Annotated in this window: 27 protein-coding genes; 24 read left to right on the top strand and 3 right to left on the bottom strand. The window is 63.4% G+C overall.

Going from position 1 to position 22898, the window contains the following annotated elements; translation table 11 throughout:
* Window positions 1-184: 184 nt before the first annotated feature.
* The 15 genes from gshB to EXN22_RS03445 all read left to right on the top strand — a co-directional run bounded on the left by gshB (window position 185) and on the right by EXN22_RS03445 (window position 15071).
* Entirely contained in the window at window positions 185-1138 is a 954-nt protein-coding gene (gshB, locus tag EXN22_RS03515; protein ID WP_130262690.1) for a glutathione synthase, read from the top strand.
* 109 nt (window positions 1139-1247) lie between these two features.
* Entirely contained in the window at window positions 1248-2153 is a 906-nt protein-coding gene (locus EXN22_RS03510; protein ID WP_130262688.1) for an energy transducer TonB, read from the top strand.
* Window positions 2154-2235: 82 nt separating this feature from the next.
* A complete protein-coding gene (locus EXN22_RS03505; protein ID WP_130262686.1) occupies window positions 2236-3216 on the top strand; it encodes an ankyrin repeat domain-containing protein in 981 nt (326 codons plus the stop codon).
* A gap of 70 nt (window positions 3217-3286) precedes the next feature.
* On the top strand, window positions 3287-3856 hold the full coding sequence (locus EXN22_RS03500) for a YqgE/AlgH family protein (RefSeq protein ID WP_130262684.1): 570 nt from the start codon (window positions 3287-3289) through the stop codon (window positions 3854-3856).
* The gene (gene ruvX / locus EXN22_RS03495) at window positions 3856-4287 is read left to right on the top strand and encodes a Holliday junction resolvase RuvX (protein WP_038997540.1); all 432 of its coding nucleotides are present in this window, start codon (window positions 3856-3858) and stop codon (window positions 4285-4287) included. Before EXN22_RS03500 ends, ruvX begins: the two co-directional genes overlap by 1 nt.
* 62 nt (window positions 4288-4349) lie before the next feature.
* On the top strand, window positions 4350-4868 hold the full coding sequence (gene pyrR / locus EXN22_RS03490; protein ID WP_130262682.1) for a bifunctional pyr operon transcriptional regulator/uracil phosphoribosyltransferase PyrR: 519 nt from the start codon (window positions 4350-4352) through the stop codon (window positions 4866-4868).
* Between the two features lie 12 nt (window positions 4869-4880).
* A complete protein-coding gene (locus EXN22_RS03485; protein ID WP_028945574.1) occupies window positions 4881-5885 on the top strand; it encodes an aspartate carbamoyltransferase catalytic subunit in 1005 nt (334 codons plus the stop codon).
* Window positions 5882-7153 carry a dihydroorotase gene (locus EXN22_RS03480; RefSeq protein WP_130262680.1) on the top strand — a complete coding sequence of 424 codons (1272 nt, stop codon included), beginning with the start codon at window positions 5882-5884 and terminating at the stop codon, window positions 7151-7153. Before EXN22_RS03485 ends, EXN22_RS03480 begins: the two co-directional genes overlap by 4 nt.
* Before the next feature lie 177 nt (window positions 7154-7330).
* A complete protein-coding gene (hslV, locus tag EXN22_RS03475; protein ID WP_038615396.1) occupies window positions 7331-7861 on the top strand; it encodes an ATP-dependent protease subunit HslV in 531 nt (176 codons plus the stop codon).
* A 77-nt stretch (window positions 7862-7938) separates the two neighbouring features.
* A complete protein-coding gene (hslU, locus tag EXN22_RS03470; RefSeq protein WP_130262678.1) occupies window positions 7939-9276 on the top strand; it encodes an ATP-dependent protease ATPase subunit HslU in 1338 nt (445 codons plus the stop codon).
* 45 nt (window positions 9277-9321) lie between these two features.
* On the top strand, window positions 9322-9699 hold the full coding sequence (locus tag EXN22_RS03465; RefSeq protein WP_130262676.1) for a gamma-butyrobetaine hydroxylase-like domain-containing protein: 378 nt from the start codon (window positions 9322-9324) through the stop codon (window positions 9697-9699).
* Window positions 9700-10049: 350 nt separating this feature from the next.
* On the top strand, window positions 10050-11729 hold the full coding sequence (phaC, locus tag EXN22_RS03460; RefSeq protein ID WP_130262674.1) for a class II poly(R)-hydroxyalkanoic acid synthase: 1680 nt from the start codon (window positions 10050-10052) through the stop codon (window positions 11727-11729).
* 60 nt (window positions 11730-11789) lie between these two features.
* Window positions 11790-12641, top strand: coding sequence for a poly(3-hydroxyalkanoate) depolymerase (gene phaZ / locus EXN22_RS03455; protein ID WP_130262672.1), 852 nt, complete (start codon window positions 11790-11792; stop codon window positions 12639-12641).
* Window positions 12642-12760: 119 nt separating this feature from the next.
* Complete coding sequence (gene phaC / locus EXN22_RS03450; RefSeq protein WP_130262670.1) at window positions 12761-14443, top strand: class II poly(R)-hydroxyalkanoic acid synthase; 1683 nt, start codon at window positions 12761-12763, stop codon at window positions 14441-14443.
* A gap of 13 nt (window positions 14444-14456) precedes the next feature.
* Window positions 14457-15071 carry a TetR/AcrR family transcriptional regulator gene (locus EXN22_RS03445; RefSeq protein WP_130262668.1) on the top strand — a complete coding sequence of 205 codons (615 nt, stop codon included), beginning with the start codon at window positions 14457-14459 and terminating at the stop codon, window positions 15069-15071.
* 71 nt (window positions 15072-15142) lie between these two features.
* Here EXN22_RS03445 and EXN22_RS03440 read toward each other — a convergent pair whose 3' ends face one another.
* From EXN22_RS03440 to EXN22_RS03430, 3 genes are all read right to left on the bottom strand, one after another.
* Window positions 15143-15898, bottom strand: coding sequence for a phasin family protein (locus EXN22_RS03440; RefSeq protein ID WP_130262666.1), 756 nt, complete (start codon window positions 15896-15898; stop codon window positions 15143-15145).
* A gap of 10 nt (window positions 15899-15908) precedes the next feature.
* Entirely contained in the window at window positions 15909-16328 is a 420-nt protein-coding gene (locus tag EXN22_RS03435) for a phasin family protein (RefSeq protein ID WP_130262664.1), read from the bottom strand.
* Between the two features lie 181 nt (window positions 16329-16509).
* The gene (locus EXN22_RS03430) at window positions 16510-16785 is read right to left on the bottom strand and encodes a polyhydroxyalkanoic acid system family protein (RefSeq protein WP_130262662.1); all 276 of its coding nucleotides are present in this window, start codon (window positions 16783-16785) and stop codon (window positions 16510-16512) included.
* A 124-nt stretch (window positions 16786-16909) separates the two neighbouring features.
* Here EXN22_RS03430 and ubiE point away from each other — a divergent pair, with 124 nt between their 5' ends.
* The 9 genes from ubiE (at window position 16910) to EXN22_RS03385 (ending at window position 22884) form a co-directional block, all read left to right on the top strand.
* Window positions 16910-17680 carry a bifunctional demethylmenaquinone methyltransferase/2-methoxy-6-polyprenyl-1,4-benzoquinol methylase UbiE gene (ubiE, locus tag EXN22_RS03425; protein ID WP_130262660.1) on the top strand — a complete coding sequence of 257 codons (771 nt, stop codon included), beginning with the start codon at window positions 16910-16912 and terminating at the stop codon, window positions 17678-17680.
* Complete coding sequence (locus EXN22_RS03420; protein ID WP_130262658.1) at window positions 17680-18303, top strand: ubiquinone biosynthesis accessory factor UbiJ; 624 nt, start codon at window positions 17680-17682, stop codon at window positions 18301-18303. Before ubiE ends, EXN22_RS03420 begins: the two co-directional genes overlap by 1 nt.
* Window positions 18300-19907, top strand: a complete 1608-nt coding sequence (gene ubiB / locus EXN22_RS03415) for a ubiquinone biosynthesis regulatory protein kinase UbiB (RefSeq protein WP_130262656.1) — start codon at window positions 18300-18302, stop codon at window positions 19905-19907. The genes EXN22_RS03420 and ubiB overlap by 4 nt, the downstream gene beginning before the upstream one ends.
* 72 nt (window positions 19908-19979) lie before the next feature.
* Window positions 19980-20372: a phosphoribosyl-AMP cyclohydrolase gene (gene hisI / locus EXN22_RS03410; protein ID WP_130262654.1), complete on the top strand. Its 393-nt coding sequence runs from the start codon at window positions 19980-19982 to the stop codon at window positions 20370-20372.
* Window position 20373: 1 nt separating this feature from the next.
* The gene (locus tag EXN22_RS03405) at window positions 20374-20709 is read left to right on the top strand and encodes a phosphoribosyl-ATP diphosphatase (protein ID WP_130262652.1); all 336 of its coding nucleotides are present in this window, start codon (window positions 20374-20376) and stop codon (window positions 20707-20709) included.
* A gap of 25 nt (window positions 20710-20734) precedes the next feature.
* The gene (locus tag EXN22_RS03400; RefSeq protein WP_130262650.1) at window positions 20735-21004 is read left to right on the top strand and encodes a twin-arginine translocase TatA/TatE family subunit; all 270 of its coding nucleotides are present in this window, start codon (window positions 20735-20737) and stop codon (window positions 21002-21004) included.
* Between the two features lie 4 nt (window positions 21005-21008).
* On the top strand, window positions 21009-21392 hold the full coding sequence (gene tatB / locus EXN22_RS03395) for a Sec-independent protein translocase protein TatB (protein ID WP_130262648.1): 384 nt from the start codon (window positions 21009-21011) through the stop codon (window positions 21390-21392).
* The gene (gene tatC / locus EXN22_RS03390) at window positions 21389-22180 is read left to right on the top strand and encodes a twin-arginine translocase subunit TatC (protein WP_130262646.1); all 792 of its coding nucleotides are present in this window, start codon (window positions 21389-21391) and stop codon (window positions 22178-22180) included. Before tatB ends, tatC begins: the two co-directional genes overlap by 4 nt.
* Window positions 22177-22884 carry a 16S rRNA (uracil(1498)-N(3))-methyltransferase gene (locus EXN22_RS03385; protein WP_130262644.1) on the top strand — a complete coding sequence of 236 codons (708 nt, stop codon included), beginning with the start codon at window positions 22177-22179 and terminating at the stop codon, window positions 22882-22884. The genes tatC and EXN22_RS03385 overlap by 4 nt, the downstream gene beginning before the upstream one ends.
* Window positions 22885-22898: the final 14 nt, after the last annotated feature.

Genomic DNA, 22898 nt, shown 5'->3' with positions numbered 1-22898 from the left:
AAGCTACAAGCTGGCAGCTTGAAACTGAAAAGGGCCGTGCGGCCACCTGTCTGGCCTTTTTAGCACACTCCGCAGAGGCATTCCATCAGGCTCTGCCCCTTGACCGCCAGCGCTGCGAGCGCCACCCTGACGCCACTTTTCATTCGAGCCAATGCGGCCCATTGCCGCTGAGAGGATTTAGCCCATGAGCGTTCGCCTCGGGATTGTCATGGACCCCATTGCGCGCATTTCCTATAAAAAGGACAGCTCGCTGGCCATGTTGCTGGCCGCCCAGGAGCGCGGCTGGTCGCTGTTCTACATGGAACAGCAGGACCTCTACCAGGGCGCCGGTGAAGCCCGTGCGCGCATGCGCCCGCTGAAAGTCTTCGCCGACCCTGAGCGCTGGTTCGAGCTCGATGCCGAACAAGACAGCGCCCTGAGCGAGCTGGACGTGATCCTGATGCGCAAGGATCCGCCGTTCGACATGGAGTTCGTCTACAGCACCTACCTGCTGGAGCAGGCCGAAGCCGCCGGGGTGCTGGTGGTCAACCGCCCGCAAAGCCTGCGCGACTGCAACGAAAAACTGTTCGCCACGCTGTTCCCGCAGTGCACGCCACCGACCCTGGTCAGCCGCCGCGCCGATATCCTGCGCGAGTTCGTCAACCAGCAAGGCGACACCATCCTCAAGCCCCTGGACGGCATGGGCGGCACCTCGATCTTCCGCCATCGCCCGGGCGATCCGAACCTTTCGGTGATTCTCGAAACCCTGACCGCCAATGGCGCCCAACAAATCATGGCGCAAGGCTATCTGCCGGCCATCAAGGACGGCGACAAGCGCATCCTGATGATCGACGGTGAGCCGGTGCCTTACTGCCTGGCACGCATTCCGGCCTCTGGCGAAACCCGTGGCAACCTGGCCGCCGGTGGCCGTGGCGAAGCCCGGCCACTGACCGATCGCGACCGCTGGATCGCCGAGCAGGTCGGCCCGACCCTGCGCGAGAAGGGCCTGCTGTTCGTTGGCCTGGATGTGATCGGCGAACACCTGACCGAAATCAACGTCACCAGCCCGACCTGCATCCGCGAAATCGACAACGCCTTCGGCACCCGTATTGGCGTACTGTTGATGGATGCCATTGATCGCAAGCTCAAGGCGCGCTGACAACCGACGCGGAGCAACCGCGCAGAGTGGGGTATCATGCCGGTCGTTTTTATGACCTGGGCTCCTGTTCTGCCGGTTTCCCCCGGTTTTTGCAGCTGCTGGATACCTGATGACGCTTCTTGCTGACATCCCTGCCGACTTCTCTCCACCCCGCGTACGCCCGGTGGACCGCCTGGGCTTTACCCTGTTCCTGGCGGCGCTGCTGCACCTGGCGCTGATCCTCGGCGTCGGTTTCACCTTCGCCAAGCCCGAAGAAATTCGCCGGACCATGGAAATCACCCTGGCTACCTTCAAGAGCGAGAAGGCGCCAAGCAAAGCTGACTACCTGGCCCAGGACAACCAGCAAGGCAGCGGCACCCTGGACAAGAAAGCGGTGCCGAAAACCACCGAAGTGGCGCCTTTCCAGGACAGCAAGATCAACAAGGTCACCCCGCCCCCGGCCGCCAAGCCCGAGGTGCAGCCGCAACCGACGCCACCCAAGGCGGTGGTCGCAACCAAGGCGCCAAAACCGGAAAAAGTCGAAACCCGGCCCAAGGAAGCCAAGCCGCAGCCCACGCCCAAGGCCGCAACCCCGGATTTCGACAGCTCGCAGTTGTCCAGCCAGATCGCCAGCCTCGAAGCCGAGCTGTCCAATGAGCAGCAGTTGTATGCCAAGCGTCCGCGTATCCACCGCCTCAATGCCGCCTCGACCATGCGCGACAAGGGTGCCTGGTACAAGGATGAGTGGCGCAAGAAGGTCGAGCGCATCGGCAACCTCAATTACCCCGACGAAGCCCGGCGCCAGCAGATCTACGGCAGCTTGCGGCTGATGGTGTCGATCAACCGCGACGGCTCGTTGTATGAAGTGCTGGTGCTCGAATCCTCCGGCCAGCCCCTGCTCGACCAGGCTGCGCAACGCATCGTGCGCCTGGCCGCTCCGTTCGCGCCGTTTACCGGCGACCTTGCCGATATCGACCGGCTGGAGATCATCCGTACCTGGCGTTTCGCCCGCGGCGATCGGCTGCAAAGCAACTGATCTAAGGCTCCGCCTGATGGCAAAACAATAGCCATACTGCGATGATGCGCGCCCGTATCCCCCCCAAGAAAGGATTCTGTTGATGTCGCGCATCAATTTCGCCCGCAAAACTGCTGCCCTGGGCCTGGCCCTGGCCGCCTGCGCTCTGCCTGCTGCCGCCTTCGCTGACGCTGCCGCACTTTCACAGAAGCTTTACAACGAAGTTGGCGAATACAATTACGACGAAACGCCGGCGCGCCTGGCCAAGATCCAGGCCCTGCTCGACCAGGGTGCCGATCCCAAAGGCCAGCCGATGTTCCTGGCAGCCTCCTACAAGATCGTCGCGCCGTTCGAGTTGTTCCTGCCGAAGATCGACGCCAAAGCCCCGATCCAGGAGAACGGCGAAACCCTGCTGCTGTTCGTCCTCAACCAGGCCGAACAGTCCAAGGCTTCCGAGGCCGACCTGCGCATGGTCAAGGGCCTGATCAAGGCTGGCGCCGACGTCAACGTGGTGGCCCAGGGCGATTCCGCCACACCGCTGAACACTGCGGCACGCAAGGGCTCACCCGAACTGATCAAACTGCTGCTGGCTTCTGGCGCCGATGCCAAGGCCGTGCGGCCGAACGGTTTTACCCCATTGACCGGCCCGGGCGCCTCGAACCTGGAAGTGATCAAGCTGCTGGTCGCGGCCGGCGCCAATCCGTATCAGGTAACCCTGACCGGCACGACGCCGCTGCATCACGTCTGTGAACGCGCCTTTGAAATGAACGGCCAGCCCGACCCGCAAGCCGCCCAGCGCATCGCCCTGCTGCTGAAACAAGGCAGCTCGATCGATGCCTACCACGAGCAGCAAGGCACCTTCCCGGTCGGTACACCGCTGCAAGAAGCCGCCCGCATGGACAACCCGGACTGCGTCGCCGCGCTGATCAAGGCCGGCGCAAGCCTGCAGGCACCGGCGTTCCCCGAGAGCTACCTGGCCAAGTACCCGCAGGCCAAGCAGAAGACCGTCCAGGAGTACGTGCTGTCGGCCGCTGAAGAGTCGCCAACCCTGTACACCGAAGAAGTGGTCAAACAGTTCAAGTAACCCGCAGTAAAGCTGACAAGGTGATCGCAGCACCTTGTCAGCGTGGCCGCTCACCGCCACACTATCAGCCATGAAGAACCTCAGCCCGGATTACCTCAAGCATCAGTTCCTGATTGCCATGCCGCACATGGCCGACCCGAACTTCGCGCAGACCTTGACCTACATCGTCGAGCACAACGCCAATGGGGCGATGGGGCTGGTGGTCAACCGGCCGCTGGAGCTCAACCTGGCTGATATCCTCGAACAGCTGCGCGCGGACGTCGAGCCGCCCGCCAGCAGCATTCACGTCCCGATCTACACCGGCGGCCCGGTGCAAACCGACCGCGGCTTCGTCCTGCACACCAGTGACCGCACCTTCCAGGCCACCGTCGAGCTCGACGGCCTGTCGCTGACCACGTCCCAGGACGTGCTGTTCGCCATTGCCGACGGCCTTGGGCCGAAAAAGAGCCTGATCACCCTCGGTTATGCCGGCTGGGAGGCCGGGCAACTGGAAGCGGAGCTGGCCGACAACGCCTGGCTGAACTGCAAATTCGACCCCCAGATCATCTTCGGCATGGCCTGCGAACAGCGCCTGGCCGCCGCCGCCGCAAGCCTGGGGATCAACCTCAGCCTGCTGACCAGCCAGGCGGGGCACGCCTGATGGCCGAAGTACGCCTGCTGCTGGGCTTTGATTACGGCAGCCGCCAGATCGGCGTCGCGGTCGGCCAGGTGATCACCGGCCAGGCCCGCGAGCTGTGCACCCTCAAGGCGCAGAACGGCACACCGGACTGGGCCCAGGTGGAAAAACTGATCAAGGAATGGAAACCCGATGCCCTGGTGGTCGGCCTGCCATTGAACATGGACGGCAGCCCCAGCGAAATGAGCGAGCGCGCAGAAAAATTCGCCCGCCGCCTCAATGGCCGCTTCAACCTGCCGGTACACACCCACGACGAACGCCTGACCACCTTCGAGGCCAAGGGCGAGCGCATGGCCCGTGGCGGCCAGCGTGGCAGCTATCGCGACAACCCGGTGGACGCGATTGCCGCCGCCTTGCTGCTGCAGGGCTGGCTGGAGGCCAATACCGGGGCCTGAGACCCGATCATCGCATTCAAGCCGGGCCAGCCTACCGCTCCCCGGCCTATTGAGGAGCAAGCATGAGCCTACCCAATCCCGCCGATCTGATCCGGCAGATGGCTGTCGACCTTCGCGCCCATCTGGCCCGGCGCGCCATTGCCGAACCGCGTTTCATCGGCATCCGCACCGGTGGTGTCTGGGTTGCCCAGGCATTGCTGAAAGAGCTGGGCAGCGACACCGCCCTGGGCACCCTCGACGTTTCCTTCTACCGCGACGACTTCAGCCAGAACGGCCTGCACCCGCAGGTGCGCCCGTCCGAGCTGCCCTTCGAGATCGAAGGCCAGCACCTGGTGCTGATCGACGACGTACTGATGAGCGGGCGCACCATCCGCGCCGCCCTCAACGAACTGTTCGACTATGGCCGCCCGGCCAGCGTGACCCTGGTCTGCCTGCTGGACCTGGATGCCGGTGAATTGCCGATCCGGCCGAATGTGGTCGGCGCCACCCTGTCGCTGGCCGCCCATGAACGGGTAAAATTGACCGGACCCGCACCGCTCGCCCTCGAGCGCCAGGACCTCGCCTCCGCATCCGCCCTTTAAGAGTCCCCCGCGATGACGCCAATCGACGCCAAGCGCCCGCTGCAGCTCAATGATCAGGGCCAGCTGCGCCACTTTCTCTCGCTCGACGGTTTGCCCCGCGAACTGCTGACCGAAATCCTCGACACTGCCGACTCGTTCCTCGAAGTCGGCGCCCGGGCCGTGAAGAAGGTCCCGCTGCTGCGCGGCAAGACCGTCTGCAACGTGTTCTTCGAGAACTCCACCCGCACCCGCACCACCTTCGAACTGGCCGCCCAGCGGCTGTCGGCCGACGTCATCACCCTGAACGTGTCGACCTCCTCGACCAGCAAGGGCGAAACCCTGTTCGACACCCTGCGCAACCTCGAAGCCATGGCCGCCGACATGTTCGTCGTGCGTCACGGCGACTCGGGCGCGGCGCACTTCATCGCCGAGCACGTGTGCCCGGAGGTGGCGATCATCAACGGCGGCGACGGCCGCCACGCCCACCCGACCCAGGGCATGCTCGACATGCTCACCATTCGTCGGCACAAGGGCAGTTTCGAGAACCTCTCGGTGGCGATCGTTGGCGACATCCTGCACTCGCGGGTGGCGCGCTCGAACATGCTCGCGCTGAAAACCCTGGGCTGCCCGGATATCCGCGTCATCGGCCCGAAGACCCTGCTGCCGATCGGTATCGAGCAGTACGGCGTGAAGGTCTATACAGACCTGGAACAAGGCCTCAAGGACGTCGACGTGGTGATCATGCTGCGCCTGCAGCGTGAGCGCATGGCTGGCGGCCTGCTGCCCAGCGAAGGCGAGTTCTACCGCCTGTTCGGCCTGACCACCGCACGCCTGGCCGGCGCCAAGCCGGATGCCATCGTCATGCACCCGGGGCCGATCAACCGCGGCGTGGAGATCGAGTCGGCAGTGGCCGACGGCGCCCACTCGGTGATCCTCAACCAGGTCACCTATGGCATCGCCGTGCGCATGGCGGTGCTGTCCATGGCCATGAGCGGGCAGACCGCGCAACGTCAATTCGAGCAGGAGAACGCCCAGTGACCCTCAGTATTCTCGGCGCCCGGGTCATCGACCCGCTAAGCGGCCTGGACCAGACCACTGACCTGCACATCGATGCCGGCAAGATCATCGCCATCGGCGCCGCCCCGGCAGGCTTCAAGCCCGCGCGCAGCATCGATGCCCAGGGGCTGGTGGCCGCCCCCGGCCTGGTCGATCTCAACGTCGCCCTGCGCGAGCCCGGCTACAGCCGCAAAGGCAGCATTGCCAGCGAAACCCGCGCCGCCGCTGCCGGTGGCGTCACCAGCCTGTGCTGCCCACCACAGACCAAGCCGGTGCTGGACACCTCGGCAGTGGCCGAGCTGATCCTGGACCGCGCCCGCGAAGCCGGGCACAGCAAGGTGTACCCGATCGGCGCCCTGAGCAAAGGCCTGGAAGGCGAGCAACTGGCCGAGCTGATCGCCCTGCGCGATGCCGGCTGCGTGGCCTTCGGCAACGGCCTCAATGCCTTTGCCAACAACCGCACCCTGGCCCGCGCCCTGGAATACGCGGCAACCTTCGACCTGACGGTGATCTTCCACTCCCAGGACCGCGACCTGGCCCAGGACGGCCTGGCCCACGAAGGGGCCATGGCCAGCTTCCTCGGCTTGCCGGGCATTCCGGAAACCGCCGAAACCGTGGCCCTGGCGCGTAATCTGCTGCTGGTCGAACAAACCGGCGTACGCGCGCACTTCAGCCAGCTGACCAGTGCCCGCGGTGCGCGGCTGATCGCCCAGGCCCAGGAACTGGGCCTGCCGGTGACCGCTGACGTGGCTCTGTACCAGCTGATCCTCACCGATGAAGCGCTGCGCGACTTCTCAAGCCTCTACCACGTGCAACCGCCGCTGCGCACCCGCGCCGACCGCGACGGCCTGCGCGCGGCGGTGAAGTCCGGGGTGATCCAGGCAATATCCAGCCATCACCAGCCCCATGAGCGTGATGCCAAGCTGGCACCGTTCGGCGCAACCGAGCCGGGCATCAGCAGCGTCGATGTATTGCTGCCGCTGGCCATGACCCTGGTGGAAGACGGCCTGCTGGATCTGCCAACTTTGTTGCAACGTTTGTCTGCGGGACCGGCGGCGGCGCTGCGCCTGCCGGCGGGCGAACTGAAAGTTGGCGGAGCGGCGGACCTGGTGTTGTTCGACGCCAAGGCCTCGACCGTCGCTGGCGAAGAGTGGCGTTCCAAGGGCGACAACTGCCCGTTCATCGGCCACTGCCTGCCGGGCGCAGTGCGTTATACCTTGGTCGATGGGCATATCAGCCACGAAGCCTGAGTCTGAATTACCACATCGCGGGTCAAGCCCGCTCCCACAGGATTTCACCCATCTGTGTAGGAGCGGGCTTGCCCCGCGATAGCCAATACCGCTCATCCTGTAAGGTTGAAATCCTTCCCTGCACCCCCATATGAGTCTGCATCAGGCATTTTCGCCCCGCTGCGTGGAGACTCTCCCTTGACCACCATCGTTTCAGTTCGCCGCCACGGCAAAGTCGTCATGGGCGGCGACGGCCAGGTTTCCCTCGGCAACACCGTGATGAAAGGCAACGCCAAGAAAGTCCGCCGCCTGTACCACGGCCAGGTCATCGCCGGTTTTGCCGGGGCCACCGCCGATGCCTTCACCCTGTTCGAGCGCTTTGAAGGACAGCTTGAGAAACATCAGGGCCATTTGATCCGCGCCGCCGTCGAGCTGGCCAAGGAATGGCGTACCGACCGCTCCCTGAGCCGCCTGGAGGCCATGCTGGCCGTCGCCAACAAGGACGCCTCCTTGATCATCACCGGCAACGGTGACGTGGTCGAGCCCGAAGACGGCCTGATCGCCATGGGTTCCGGTGGCGCCTACGCCCAGGCCGCCGCTCGCGCCCTGCTGCAAAAGACCGACCTGTCGGCCCGCGAAATCGCCGAGACCGCGCTGAACATTGCCGGTGACATCTGTGTGTTCACCAACCATCACCTGACCATCGAGGAGCAGGACCTGGCCGAGTAACTCAGCTGTTCTGGCGCCCGGCCCCGGTGGCCGGGCTTTTCCACGCTGATTCATCGAGCCCAAGGACCATCACTATCATGTCCATGACCCCCCGCGAGATCGTCCACGAACTCAACCGCCACATCATCGGCCAGGACGACGCCAAGCGCGCCGTCGCCATCGCCCTGCGCAACCGCTGGCGGCGCATGCAACTGCCGGCCGAGCTGCGCGTTGAAGTGACGCCAAAGAACATCCTGATGATCGGCCCGACCGGCGTCGGCAAGACCGAGATCGCCCGACGCCTGGCCAAACTGGCCAACGCACCGTTCATCAAGGTCGAAGCGACCAAGTTCACCGAAGTCGGCTATGTCGGCCGTGACGTCGAGTCGATCATCCGTGACCTGGCCGATGCCGCGATCAAGATGCTCCGCGAGCAGGAAATCATCCGCGTCGGCCACCGCGCCGAAGACGCCGCCGAAGAGCGCATCCTCGATGCCCTGCTGCCGCCGGCGCGCACCGGTTTCAATGAAGACCAGGTCACCAGCCAGGACTCCAACACCCGTCAGCTGTTCCGCAAGCGCCTGCGCGAAGGCCAGCTCGATGACAAGGAAATCGAGATCGAAGTGGCCGAGGCCGTGGGTGTCGACATTTCCGCGCCACCGGGCATGGAAGAGATGACCAACCAATTGCAGAACCTGTTCGCCAACATGGGCAAGGGCAAACGCAAGAGCCGCAAGCTCAAGGTCAAGGAAGCGCTCAAGCTGGTGCGCGACGAAGAAGCCGGGCGCCTGGTCAATGAGGATGAACTCAAGGCCAAGGCCCTGGAAGCAGTCGAGCAGCACGGCATCGTGTTCATCGACGAAATCGACAAGGTGGCCAAGCGTGGTAACGTCGGCGGCGCCGATGTCTCGCGTGAAGGCGTGCAGCGCGACCTGCTGCCGCTGATCGAAGGCTGCACGGTGAACACCAAGCTGGGCATGGTCAAGACCGACCACATCCTGTTCATCGCCTCCGGCGCCTTCCACCTGAGCAAGCCGAGCGACCTGGTGCCCGAGCTGCAAGGCCGTCTGCCGATCCGTGTCGAACTCAAGGCCCTGAGCCCGGAAGACTTCGAGCGCATCCTCAGCGAACCCCACGCCTCGCTCACCGAGCAATACCGCGAGCTGCTCAAGACCGAAGGCCTGAACATCGAGTTCGCCGCCGACGGTATCAAGCGCCTGGCCGAGATTGCCTGGCAGGTCAACGAAAAGACCGAGAACATCGGTGCCCGTCGCCTGCACACCCTGCTTGAGCGCTTGCTCGAAGAGGTGTCGTTCAGCGCCGGTGACCTGGCCAGCGCCCACAGCGAAGCGCCGATCCGCATCGACGCCGACTACGTTAATGGCCACCTGGGCGAATTGGCGCAGAACGAAGACCTTTCTCGTTATATTCTGTAAGCCTTTCTCTCTTACAGGCAGGGCCGCCTAGCGGCCCTGAACCACATGGCCAGACTCCCTACCGGCATCAACCTGCACAAAGCCTCCAAGACCCTCACCCTGACCTACGGGCCAGACGAGGTGTATCACCTGCCCGCCGAATTCCTGCGCGTGCACTCCCCCTCCGCCGAGGTCCAGGGCCACGGCAATCCGATCCTGCAGCACGGCAAGCTTGGCGTTGGCCTGAGCGGGCTGGAGCCTGCCGGCCAGTACGCACTGAAACTGACCTTCGATGACGGCCACGACAGCGGCCTGTTCACCTGGGAATACCTTGAGCAGTTGTGCCTGCGCCAAGAGGCGCTCTGGGCAGACTATCTCGACGAACTGGCCAAGGCCGGAAAATCCCGCGACCCCGACGAGTCGATCGTCAAGCTGATGCTCTAGCCCGGGCCCTTCAGGGTTTAGAGCGCATTTTCTAATTCTATTTGCTTGAATGCCTGCACCACGGCCAATGAGTGGCCGTCTTGCGCATTACCAAAAAGTCGGGTAACCAATGGATCTGGCAAGGTCCCTGCATCGGATTTAATGCAGGGTCGGGCCGGTATGTAGAGGTCGCGAGCGAAAGCAGGCAGTCTTCTCACGCAGAACAAACCCGCAGGGCTCATCGTCGTTTGCATCCGGCCGCAGGACCGCAGTTCGTTATCACTGGTCACCCGAGCAGCAGTACCGGGCGTTCGTCTGTGTAACGCGCACAGTCAAACCGGTACTCGTCTCAGGACAACGGAGCGTCGTAGATGAGTAACAAGAATAACGATGACCTGCAGCGCCAAGCCTCGGAAAACACTCTGGGTCTGAACCCGGTGATCGGCTTGCGCCGCAAGGATTTGCTGACTTCTGCTCGAATGGTGCTGCGCCAGGCCATTCGTCAACCGCTGCACAGTGCCAAGCATGTCGCCCATTTCGGCATGGAACTCAAGGATGTGATCTTCGGCAAGTCGAGCTTGCACCCGGAGAACGACGACCGTCGCTTCAATGATCCGGCCTGGAGCCAGAACCCGCTGTATCGCCGCTACCTGCAGACTTACCTGGCCTGGCGCAAGGAACTGCACGACTGGATCGATACCAGCAACCTGAGTGACCAGGACATCAGCCGCGGCCACTTTGTCATCAACCTGATGACCGAGGCCATGGCGCCGACCAACACCGCGGCCAACCCTGCGGCGGTCAAACGCTTCTTCGAAACCGGCGGCAAGAGCCTGCTCGATGGCCTGTCGAACCTGGCCAAGGACATGGTCAACAATGGCGGCATGCCCAGCCAGGTGAACATGGATGCCTTCGAGGTCGGCAAGAACCTGGGGACCAGCGAAGGCGCGGTGGTGTTTCGCAACGATGTGCTGGAGCTGATCCAGTACCGGCCAATCACCGAGCAGGTGCTGGAAAAGCCGCTGCTGGTAGTGCCACCGCAGATCAACAAGTTCTACGTCTTCGACCTCAGCCCGGACAAGAGCCTGGCGCGCTTCTGCCTGCGCTCCAACGTGCAGACCTTCATCGTCAGTTGGCGCAACCCGACCAAGTCCCAGCGCGAATGGGGCCTGTCGACCTATATCGATGCACTCAAGGAAGCGGTCGAGGTGGTTCTGGCAATCACCGGCAGCAAAGACCTGAACATGCTCGGCGCCTGTTCCGGCGGTATCACCTGCACCGCACTGGTGGGCCATTACGCGGCCCTCGGCGAGAAGAAGGTCAACGCCCTGACCTTGCTGGTCAGCGTGCTCGACACCACTCTCGACACTCAGGTGGCGCTGTTCGTCGACGAGCAGACCCTGGAAGCAGCCAAGCGCCATTCCTACCAGGCCGGGGTGCTCGAAGGCCGCGACATGGCCAAGGTGTTCGCCTGGATGCGCCCCAACGACCTGATCTGGAACTACTGGGTCAACAATTACCTGCTGGGCAACGAACCACCGGTGTTCGACATCCTGTTCTGGAACAACGACACAACGCGCCTGCCGGCCGCCTTCCACGGCGACCTGATCGAGATGTTCAAAAACAATCCACTGCTGCGCCCCGATGCACTGGAAGTGTGCGGCACGCCGATCGACCTCAAGCAGGTGACCACTGACATCTTCAGCGTCGCCGGCACCGCCGATCACATCACCCCGTGGCAGTCGTGCTACAAGTCGGCGCAACTGTTTGGCGGCAAGGTCGAGTTCCTGCTCTCCAACAGCGGCCACATCCAGAGCATTCTCAACCCGCCGGGCAACCCCAAGGCGCGCTACATGACCAGCAGCGAAATGCCCGCCAGCGCTCTCGACTGGCAAGAGAACTCGACCAAGCACACCGATTCCTGGTGGCTGTACTGGCAAACCTGGCTGGCCGAGCGTTCGGGCAAGCTCAAGAAAGCCCCGGTCAATCTCGGCAACAAGGCCCATGCGGCCGGTGCCGCAGCGCCAGGGACCTACGTTCACGAGCGTTGATAGCGAACACCGCCGCAGCTCGCAAGGGCGGCGGCGTTTACCAACCACAGGGCTTCGCGCATGCCGCAACCGTATATCTTCAGGACCGTCGACCTGGATGGCCAGACCATCCGCACCGCCGTCCGACCCGGCAAGTCGCACTTGACGCCGTTGCTGATTTTCAATGGCATCGGCGCCAACCTGGAGCTGGTGTTCCCCTTTATTCAGGCTCTGGACCCGGACCTCGAGGTCATTGCCTTCGATGTGCCCGGGGTCGGCGGCTCCTCCACCCCACGCCACCCCTATCGCTTCCCGGGCCTGGCCAAGCTCACCGCGCGCATGCTCGATTACCTCGACTATGGCCAGGTCAATGCCATCGGTGTGTCCTGGGGCGGCGCCCTGGCCCAGCAGTTCGCCCACGACTACCCCGAGCGCTGCAAGAAACTGGTGCTGGCTGCCACGGCCGCAGGCGCGGTGATGGTCCCTGGCAAGCCCAAGGTCCTCTGGATGATGGCCAGCCCCAGGCGCTACGTGCAGCCGTCCCATGTGATTCGCATTGCGCCGCAGATCTACGGCGGCGGCTTTCGCCGTGACCCGGACCTGGCCCTGTCGCACGCGGCCAAGGTACGTTCCGGGGGCAAGCTGGGTTACTACTGGCAGCTGTTCGCCGGGCTTGGCTGGACCAGCATCCACTGGCTGCACAAGATCCAGCAGCCCACCCTGGTGCTGGCCGGTGACGACGACCCGCTGATTCCACTGATCAACATGCGCTTGCTGGCCTGGCGAATTCCCAATGCCCAGCTACACATAATCGACGACGGTCACTTGTTCCTGATCACCCGGGCCGAGGCCGTCGCCCCGATCATCATGAAGTTCCTCCAGCAAGAGCGCCAACGCGCCGTCATGCACCCTCGGCCCGCTCCCAGCAGCTGAGACGCCTGCCACACCCGAGCCCATGGCGGGACGCCAGGCAACCCGGGTGCGCGGTGTGAGGTTGGTGTCGCTTTTGCATTGATGTGTTTGTTGATGGCCTGACGACGGAGTGTTGCCTGATGAAAGACAAACCCGCGAAGGGGACGCTACCGGCCCCCGCCACCTATATGAACGTGCAGAGTGCAATCAGTGGCCTGCGTGGCCGCGACCTGCTCTCGACCTTGCGCAGCGTCAGCCGCCACGGCTTGCGCCACCCACTGCATACCGCCAAGCACATGCTTGCCCTGGGCGAACAGTTGGGCAAGGTGCTGCTTGGCGAAACGCCCTACCAACCCAGCCCCCGCGACAACCGTTTCAAGGACCCGGCCTGGAGCCAGAACCCGCTCTACAGCCGTGGCCTGCAAGCCTACCTGGCCTGGCAGAAACAGACCCGCCTGTGGATCGAAGAGAGCCAGCTTGAGCCGGACGACCGCGCCCGGGCGCACTTCTTGTTCACCCTGATCAACGACGCCGTGTCGCCGAGCAACTCGCCACTCAACCCCCTGGCGGTCAAGGAACTGTTCAACTCCGGTGGCCTGAGCCTGCTGCGCGGTATCAATCACCTGCTCGATGACCTGCGCCACAATAACGGCCTGCCACGCCAGGTCAGCCTGCAAGCCTTCGAGGTCGGCCGCAACCTGGCCACCACCCCAGGCTCGGTGGTGTTTCGCAACGAGCTGCTGGAGCTGATCCAGTACAAGCCCATGAGCGAAAAACAGTATGCCAGGCCCCTGCTGGTGGTGCCGCCACAGATCAACAAGTACTACATCTTCGACTTGAGCCCGGCCAACAGCTTCGTCCAGTACATGCTCAAGAACGGCCTGCAGACCTTTATGGTCAGCTGGCGCAACCCCGATCCACGGCATCGTGAATGGGGCCTGTCGAGCTATGTCGAGGCACTGGAAGAGGCCCTGAACGTGTGCCGGGCGATCACCGGCAGCCGCGAGGTCAACCTCATGGGCGCCTGCGCTGGCGGCCTGACCATGGCGGCGCTGCAAGGTCACTTGCAGGCCAAGCGCCAGTTGCGCCGGGTCAGCAGCGCCACCTACCTGGTCAGCCTGCTCGACAGCCAGATCGACAGCCCGGCCAGCCTGTTCGCCGACGAGCAGACCCTGGAAGCGGCCAAGCGCCGCTCTTATCAGCAAGGGGTGCTCGATGGCGGCGAGATAGCCCGGGTGTTTGCCTGGATGCGCCCCAACGACCTGATCTGGAACTACTGGGTCAACAACTACCTGTTGGGCAAGGCGCCGCCAGCGTTCGACATCCTTTACTGGAACAACGACAACACCCGCTTGCCGGCCGCCCTGCATGGCGACCTGCTGGACTTCTTCAAGCACAACCCGCTGGCCCGTGCTGCGGGGCTTGAGGTGTGCGGCACGCCGATCGACCTGCAGAAGGTCAACGTCGACAGTTTCAGCGTCGCCGGGAGCAACGACCACATCACGCCCTGGGATGCGGTGTACCGCTCGGCGGCGCTGCTGGGTGGCGAAAAGCGCTTCATCCTCGCCAACAGCGGCCATGTGCAGAGCATCATCAACCCACCGGGCAACCCCAAGGCGCACTATGTCGACAACCCGCGCCTGAGCAGCGACCCACGGGCCTGGCTCTATGATGGCAAGCAGGTTGACGGCAGTTGGTGGCCGCAGTGGCTGGAGTGGATTCAGGCACGCTCCGGCGCCCAGCGCGAAACCCTGATGGCCCTCGGCAACCAGCACTACCCTCCCATGGACCCCGCGCCCGGCAGCTACGTGCAGGCGCGCTGAACAAGAAGAACGGATGAAAACCCGCGACCGTATCCTTGAGTGTGCCCTGCAGCTGTTCAACCGCCAGGGCGAGCCGAATGTCTCGACCCTGGAGATTGCCAACGAAATGGGCATCAGCCCGGGCAACCTCTACTACCACTTCCACGGCAAGGAGCCGTTGGTGCAGGGGTTGTTCGAACGTTTCGAGGACGAGCTCACGCCACTGCTCGACCCACCGCTGGAAGTGCGCCTGGACGCTGAGGACTACTGGCTGTTCCTGCACCTGATCGTCGAACGCATGGCCCAGTACCGCTTCCTGTTCCAGGACCTGTCGAACCTGACCGGACGCCTGCCCAAGCTGGCCCGTGGCATGCGCAACCTGCTCAATGCCCTCAAGCGCACCCTGGCAGCCTTGCTGGCCAGCCTCAAGACCCAGGGCCAGGTGCTCAGCGATACCCGGGCACTGGGGCAACTGGTGGAACAGATCACCCTGACCTTGCTGTTCTCCCTCGATTACCAGCGCGTGCTGGCCCGTGAAGGTGAGGTAGGGGTGGTGGTGTATCAGGTGATGATGCTGGTGGCGCCGCATCTGGAGGCCGAATCACGGCATGCGGCCGAGCAGTTGGCCTTGAGGTATCTGGACGGCTGAAAGCATCGCGGGGCAAGCCCGCTCCCACAAAACTTCTGTGGGAGCGGGCTTGCCCCGCGATAGAGCCAGTATCAGGCCTGGCTGATCGAGCTGACCGGTGCCGAGGGTGCCGGCGTGGTCGATGCTGCCGTTACTACCGGCGCTGCGCTTGCTGCCGGTGCAGCGCTGGCCGCAGGTGCTGCCGGTTTCGCTGCAGCAGGCTTGGCGGCTGCTGGCTTTTTCGCTGCCGGTTTCTTCGCCGCAGCCGGTTTGGCCGCAGGTTTGGCAGCGGGTTTTGCCGCAGCAGTTTTTGCTGCCGGCTTAGCCGCTACAGGCTTGGCCGCCGCAGTTTTAGCTGCAGGTTTGGCCGCAGCTTTTGGTGCAGCCTTGGCCAGTGGCTTGGCCGCGGTCTTGCTCGCCGCCGGCTTTTTCGAGATAGGCGTGACCGATGCACCGGTCAGCTTCTCGATCTGCTTGGTCAGCGTGTCGACCTGCTTGTGCAGGGCGGCGACTTCATTGCGGCTCGGAACACCCAGGCGCGAGATGGCACTGTTCAGGCGCTTGTCGAAAGCCTCTTCGAGTTCGCCCCATTTACCCAGTGCGCGGTCTTTGACATCACTGACCCGAGAGGTCGCCGACTTGGCGGTTGCCGCAGCCGACTTGACCGAACCCTTGGCTTGCTTCTCAGCCTTCTCACCGTCCTTGACCAGGGTGTCGAACAGCTTGCTGCCATCCTGATCGATCTTGGAGTAGATACCCAAACCAGCCAGCCAGATCTTGCGGGAATACTTCTCGATCCCCCCGACCCAGGAGCTGCCTTCTTTCTCAGTAGTCTTCTTGCCAGCCATCCCGCTCTCCTTATTGTTTACGTGCGACACGTTCAAGCAATGCCGTGAGCTCATCGAGCTTGGCAGAGAGTGCCTCCACGTCATGTTTAGACGGAATGCCGATGCGATTCAAGGCACTTGCGACCCGCGTGTCGAAAGCCTTTTCGATTTTGTCGAGTTGAACCTCGACCTTGCCCCTGACACTGGTCAGCTCGCTCTTCACCGAATCGATCTCGGAGTTGGCGGCATCGAGCTCGGCATCCAGGCGCTTCTTGCCGCGTTTTTCTACCGACTCACCGGCCTTGACCAGCTCTTTGAGGTAGTCGGCACCTTCCTGGCCGGCCCGGGTGTAAGCCCCAAGGCCCGCCAGCCAGATCTTGCGCGCGTAGCCGCGCACCTCACCCAACCTGCGTTGGGCGTCGTCTTTTTTCTTCAGGATAATGTTGGCCATGCTCTACACCTCACGCGCTGAACGGAAATGGAGGAACTGCCCAGGAAAGTTGGGCTTGAGCACAAGGTAGGGGGAAAAATTAGAATTCTCACCCTAAGGGCAAGATCAGCTGATCCAAATCAGACCGGCTCACACAAATCCTGTGGGAGCCGGCCTTGCCGGCGATGAGGTCAACGCGCAATCAAGCCAACGCCTTGTCCAGCGCCCGCTCGATCTCGCTCTTGATGGTCGCGCTCATCATCGACAGCATCATGCCCAGCTTCAGCTCGACCTTGATGCTGTCCTCGCCGATCTGCACGCTGCCATTGGCACCGCTGCGCTTGACCTCGACCCGGTCGCCGTTCCAGCTGGCCTTGAGGTCGTATTCGCGGGCCAGCTTGTCGACCAGGGCTTGGGCCTTTTGCCGAGCCGCGTCGCGGCCCAGGTTGTGTTTGCGTTCAACGCTGATCTGGGTCATTCATTCAATCCTGGGTTCGAAGGCATACTTATATTATGCCCGCGCCCCACCTGCGACACACCCCGCCAAGACAAAACCGACCGTACGCCCTAGAATGGCCAGTAATTTTTTCCGGTGAAGCGATATGAACGATCAGCGCAAAGGCGACCACGCCGAACCCACCACCCACTTCGGCTACAAGAACGTGCCGGAAAGCCAGAAGGCCGAGAAAGTCGCCGAGGTCTTCCACTCGGTGGCGGCCAAGTATGACCTGATGAACGACGTGCTCTCCGGCGGCATGCACCGCCTGTGGAAGCGCTTCACCATCGAGCTGTCGGGTGTGCGCCCAGGTAACCGTGTGCTGGACATCGCCGGCGGTACCGGCGATCTGGCCGCCAAGTTCTCGCAACTGGTCGGCCCAAGCGGCCAGGTGGTGCTGGCCGACATCAACGAGTCGATGCTCAAGGTCGGCCGTGACCGCCTGCTCGACCGCGGCGTGGCCGGCAACATCGAGTTCGTCCAGGCCGATGCCGAAAAGCTGCCGTTCCCGGACAACCACTTCGACTGCGTGACCATTGCCTTCGGCCTGCGCAACGTCACCCACAAGGACGAGGCCATCCGCTCCATGCTGCGGGTGCTCAAGCCCGGTGGCCGGTTGCTGGTACTGGAATTCTCCAAGCCGACCAGCAAACTGATGTCCAAGGTCTACGACGCTTACTCGTTCGCCTTCATGCCACTGGCCGGCAAGCTGATCACCAACGACTCGGAAAGCTATCGCTACCTGGCCGAATCGATCCGCATGCACCCCGACCAGGAAACCCTCAAGGCGATGATGGTCGAAGCCGGTTTCGACCGCGTCACCTACCACAACATGACCAGCGGCATCGTTGCCCTGCACCGGGGAATCAAGCCCTGATGCTCCTGGCCGGCCTGCTCGCCAGCGTCGAACACGGCCTCAACCGTGTCCTGCGCCTGGACAGCACAGCGCTGCCGCGCCTGCGCCCGCTCGACGGCAAGGTGATTGCCATCGACTGCCGCCAACCGGCCCTGCAGCTGTTCATCCTGCCCGGCGACGAAGGCCTGATGCTGGCCGCACACTGGGCCAACGAGGCGGACTGCACCTTGCGTGCACCGGCCAGCAGCCTGCTGCGCCTGGCCCTGAGCCAGGACAAGAGCGCCGTGCTGCACAGCCCGCAGGTCGAGCTTGAAGGCGACAGCGCGGTGCTGCTCGACCTGGTCGCAGTGCTGCAGGACCTGGAACTGGACTGGGAGTACGAAGTCTCCCGCTGGCTCGGCCCGGTCGCCACGCAGCTGCTCAGCGGCCACTTGCGCAGCCGCGCCAACTGGACCCGCCAGGGCTTGGCCGCGCTAAACCAGAACCTCTCCGAGTACCTCGCCGAAGAGGCCCGGACCCTGGTCGGCCAGCGCGAAGCCGAAGCCCGCTTCAGCGAACTCGACACGCTCAAAGTCGATATTGAACGCCTTGAGGCGCGCCTCGAGCGCCTTGCCCGATCCCTTGATACCAGCGATAACGCATGAAGCTGCTTGCCGTCCGCCGTCTGTTGCGCATCCAGCGCGTCGTGATCCGTTACCGTCTCGATGACCTGCTGTTCGCCCTGCCCCTGCCCTGGTGGCTCATGGGCCTGCGTTATGCCATGCCCTGGCGCTGGCTGCCGCGCAAGCAGCTTGAACTGAGCCGCGGCGCGCGCCTGCGCCTGGCACTGCAGGATCTGGGGCCAATCTTCATCAAGTTCGGCCAGTTGCTCTCGACCCGCCGTGACCTGTTGCCCGAAGACATCGCCGACGAGCTGATGCTGCTGCAGGACCGGGTGCCACCGTTCGACTCGCAACACGCCATCGCCCTGATCGAAGAACAGCTCGGGGCGACCATCAGCGAGGTGTTCAGCCGCTTCGACGTCGAGCCACTGGCCTCGGCATCGGTGGCCCAGGTCCACGCGGCCAAGCTCAAGAGCGGCGAAGAGGTGGTGGTCAAGGTGGTGCGCCCGGGCCTCAAGCCAATCATTGCCCAGGACCTGGCCTGGCTGTTCCTGATTGCCCGTGGCGCCGAGCGGGTCTCGGCCGATGCGCGCCTGCTGCACCCGGTGGAAGTGGTCAACGACTACGAGAAAACCATCTACGACGAACTCGACCTGTTGCGCGAAGCGGCCAACGCCAGCCAGCTCAAGCGCAACTTCGAAGGCTCGGAGATGATGTACGTGCCCCAGGTCTACTGGGACTGGTGCCGGCCGAAGGTGCTGGTCATGGAGCGCATCTACGGCATCCAGGTGACCGATCTGGCGACCCTGGCCGATCAGCGCACCGACATGAAGATGCTTGCCGAACGCGGTGTGGAGATTTTCTTCACCCAAGTGTTTCGCGACAGTTTCTTCCACGCCGACATGCACCCGGGCAACATCTTCGTCAGCACGATAAAACCGTGGAGCCCGCAGTACATTGCCATCGACTGTGGCATCGTCGGCAGCCTGACGCCCGAGGACCAGGACTACCTGGCGCGCAACCTGTTTGCCTTCTTCAAGCGCGACTATCGCCGCGTGGCGCAGTTGCACATCGATTCGGGGTGGGTACCGGCGCAGACCAAACTGAATGAATTCGAAGCGGCGATCCGCACCGTCTGCGAGCCGATCTTCGAAAAACCGTTAAAGGATATTTCCTTCGGCCAGGTGCTGATGCGCCTGTTCCAGACCGCGCGGCGCTTCAACATGGAAGTCCAGCCGCAGCTGGTTCTGTTGCAAAAAACCCTGCTCAACATCGAAGGCCTGGGCCGCCAGCTGTACCCGGACCTCGACCTGTGGAGCACCGCCCAGCCGTTCCTGGAACGCTGGATGCGCGAGCGGGTCAGCCCCAAGACCCTGCTGCAGAACCTGCATGGCCAGGTCGAGCAGATTCCGCACCTGGCCGGCATGACCCGCGACCTGCTCGAACGCATGTCGCAGCCGCACCTGTCCGACCCACCGGCGCCCTGGCAGCACAAGAGCGATCACTGGGCCCTGCGCCTGCTCGGTGCCGGGTTGCTCGGCGGCGGCGCCACCCTGGCCGCCGGCGCGGTCAGCCTGAGCGCTCCCGCCGCCTGGCCGGCCTGGCTGATGCTCGCCGCCGGCCTCTACCTGATCGTGCGTCGATAGCCAGCCGCGCCGCTGGCTGGCACACTAGCGCAAGGGTTCGGCACAGGCTCGAACCCGGCTTTGGAGTCGAAGATGAAAGACTGGCTGGACGAGATCAACTGGAACAGCGATGGCCTGGTACCGGCTATCGCCCAGGATCACAAAACCGGGCGCGTGCTGATGATGGCCTGGATGAACCGCGAAGCGCTGACCCTGACCGCCGCCGAGCAGCGAGCCATCTACTGGTCACGTTCGCGTGGCAAACTGTGGCGCAAGGGCGAAGAATCCGGCCACGTGCAAAAGCTGCATGAAATGCGCCTGGACTGCGACGCCGACGTAATCATCCTGATGGTTGAACAACTGGGTCATATCGCCTGCCACACCGGCCGCGAAAGCTGCTTCTACCGGGTCTTCGAGCACGGTGAGTGGAAGACCGTCGACCCGGTCCTCAAGGACCCGCATGCCATCTACAGCGCAGGACACTGACATGAGCGACACCCTGACCCGCCTGGCCGAAGTACTCGAAGCGCGCAAAGGCGCCGAACCCGACAGCTCGTACGTGGCCAGCCTGTATCACAAGGGCCTGAACAAAATTCTGGAAAAGCTCGGCGAAGAGTCGGTCGAGACCATCATCGCCGCCAAGGACGCCGCCCACAGCGGCGACTGCAGCGATGTCATCTACGAGACCGCCGATCTGTGGTTCCATAGCCTGGTCATGCTTGCCCAACTGGGCCAGCACCCGCAGGCGGTGCTGGACGAACTGGACCGCCGTTTCGGCCTCTGCGGGCATGCCGAAAAAGCAGCGCGTCAGCCGTCGGCCTAACTGAATTATTTCGAGGGATTGCACCATGGGTATTTTTGACTGGAAACACTGGATCGTCCTGCTGGTCGTGGTGGTACTGGTGTTTGGTACCAAGAAGCTGAAGAACTTCGGCAGCGACCTGGGTGAATCGATCAAGGGCTTCAAGAAAGCCATGAACGAAGAAGAGTCCAAGCCCGACGAGCAGACGCCACCGTCGGTGCAACCCGCCCAACCGCAGGCCGCTTCGCCGCTGAACCAGCCGCAGACCTTCGAAGGCCAGGCCCACAAGGTCGAAGAACCGGCCAAGAAAGAGTAATCACATGTTCGGGATCAGCTTCAGCGAACTGTTGCTCGTGGGCCTGGTGGCCCTGCTGGTGCTCGGCCCCGAGCGCCTGCCGGGCGCCGCGCGCACCGCCGGGCTGTGGATCGGCCGGCTCAAGCGCAGCTTCAATGCGATCAAGCAGGAGGTCGAGCGCGAAATCGGCGCTGATGACATCCGTCGCCAGTTGCACAACGAGCACATCCTCTCCATGGAGCAGGAAGCGCGCAAGATCCTCAACCCCAACAGCGTAACGCCCGAGCCGCCTGCAACCCCGGCGGCCACCAGCGAAAGCGCCCCGGCGCCAGCCCCGAGCGGCAGCCACGCCACGCCGCCGGTCACCAGCGCGCCCACCGAACCGACACAGCCACCGCGAGCCCCATGAGCGAAATTCCGGAAAACGACCAGCCCATGCCGCTGGTTTCGCACCTCACCGAGTTGCGCACACGCCTGCTGCGCTGCGTCGCGGCCATCTTCCTGATCTTCGCCGGGCTGTTTTCCTTCGCGCAGCAGATCTACACCCTGGTCTCGGCACCGTTGCGCGAGCACTTGCCGGCCAATGCGACGATGATCGCCACCGATGTGGCCTCGCCGTTCCTGACGCCGTTCAAGCTGACCATGATCGTCTCGCTGTTCCTGGCGATCCCGCTGATCCTCCAGCAGATCTGGGGCTTCATTGCGCCGGGCCTGTACCGCCATGAAAAACGCATCGCCATTCCGCTACTGGTGTCGAGCATCATCCTGTTCTACGCCGGCATGGCCTTCGCCTACTTCTTGGTGTTCCCGCTGATCTTCGGCTTCTTCGCCAGCGCCACGCCGGACGGGGTGGCGATGATGACGGACATTTCCAGCTACCTGGACTTCGTCATGACCCTGTTCTTCGCCTTCGGCGTGGCCTTCGAGATCCCGGTGGCCGTGGTGCTGCTGGTGTGGATCGGCGTGGTCGACGTGAAGTACCTGAAGAAGATCCGCCCCTACGTGATCATCGGCTGCTTCGTGGTCGGCATGATCCTGACCCCGCCGGACATCTTCTCGCAGACCTTGCTGGCGGTGCCGATGTGGCTGCTGTTCGAGATCGGCGTGCTGTTTGGCGGGCTGATCCGCAAGCGCGGCGATCATCCGCAAGATACGGCCGACGATCATAACGACCAACCGCCAGCGACCCAGCCGTGAACCTGCTGTTACTTGAAGAGGCCGACTTCATCGCGGCCGACCGTGTGGTGCTGGCTGATCGGCGTTTTACCCACATGCAGGAGATCCATCGCGTCGCGGTGGGCGATACCCTGCGCGTGGGTCGTATCGGCGGGCTGATGGGCCAGGCCGTGGTGCTGCGCCTGGAAGGCCATGAAGCCGAGCTCAGCGTCAGCTTCGACCAGCCACCTCCGGCCAAGTTGCCACTGACCCTGGTGCTGGCCCTGCCACGGCCGAAAATGCTTCGCCGGGTGTTCCAGACCGTCGCCACCATGGGCGTACCGAAAGTGATTCTGGTCAACAGCTACCGGGTCGAGAAAAGCTTCTGGCAAACGCCGTTCCTCGAACCCGAGGCCATTCGCGAACAACTGATCCTGGGCCTTGAGCAGACCCGCGATACCGTCCTGCCCGAGGTGATCATCGAGAAGCGCTTCAAGCCCTTTGTCGAAGACCGCCTGCCAGCCATCAGCGCTGGCACCCTCGGCCTGGTCGGCCATCCCGGCCAGCACCCACCCTGCCCGCGCGGGCTGAATGAGCCGGTCACCCTGGCCATTGGCCCGGAAGGTGGCTGGATTCCCTACGAGATCGACCTGCTGGGCAAGGCCGGACTGAACCCGGTACAGCTCGGCGAGCGCATCCTGCGCGTGGAGACAGCGGTCACCGCGCTATTGGCACGCTTGTTCTGACTTCAGTTTTGCCG

The sequence above is a fragment of the Pseudomonas tructae genome, assembly GCF_004214895.1.
Lineage (GTDB): Bacteria > Pseudomonadota > Gammaproteobacteria > Pseudomonadales > Pseudomonadaceae > Aquipseudomonas > Aquipseudomonas tructae.
Note: the sequence above shows the minus strand (reverse complement) of the source record. Positions and strands in the feature narration are given on the sequence as shown.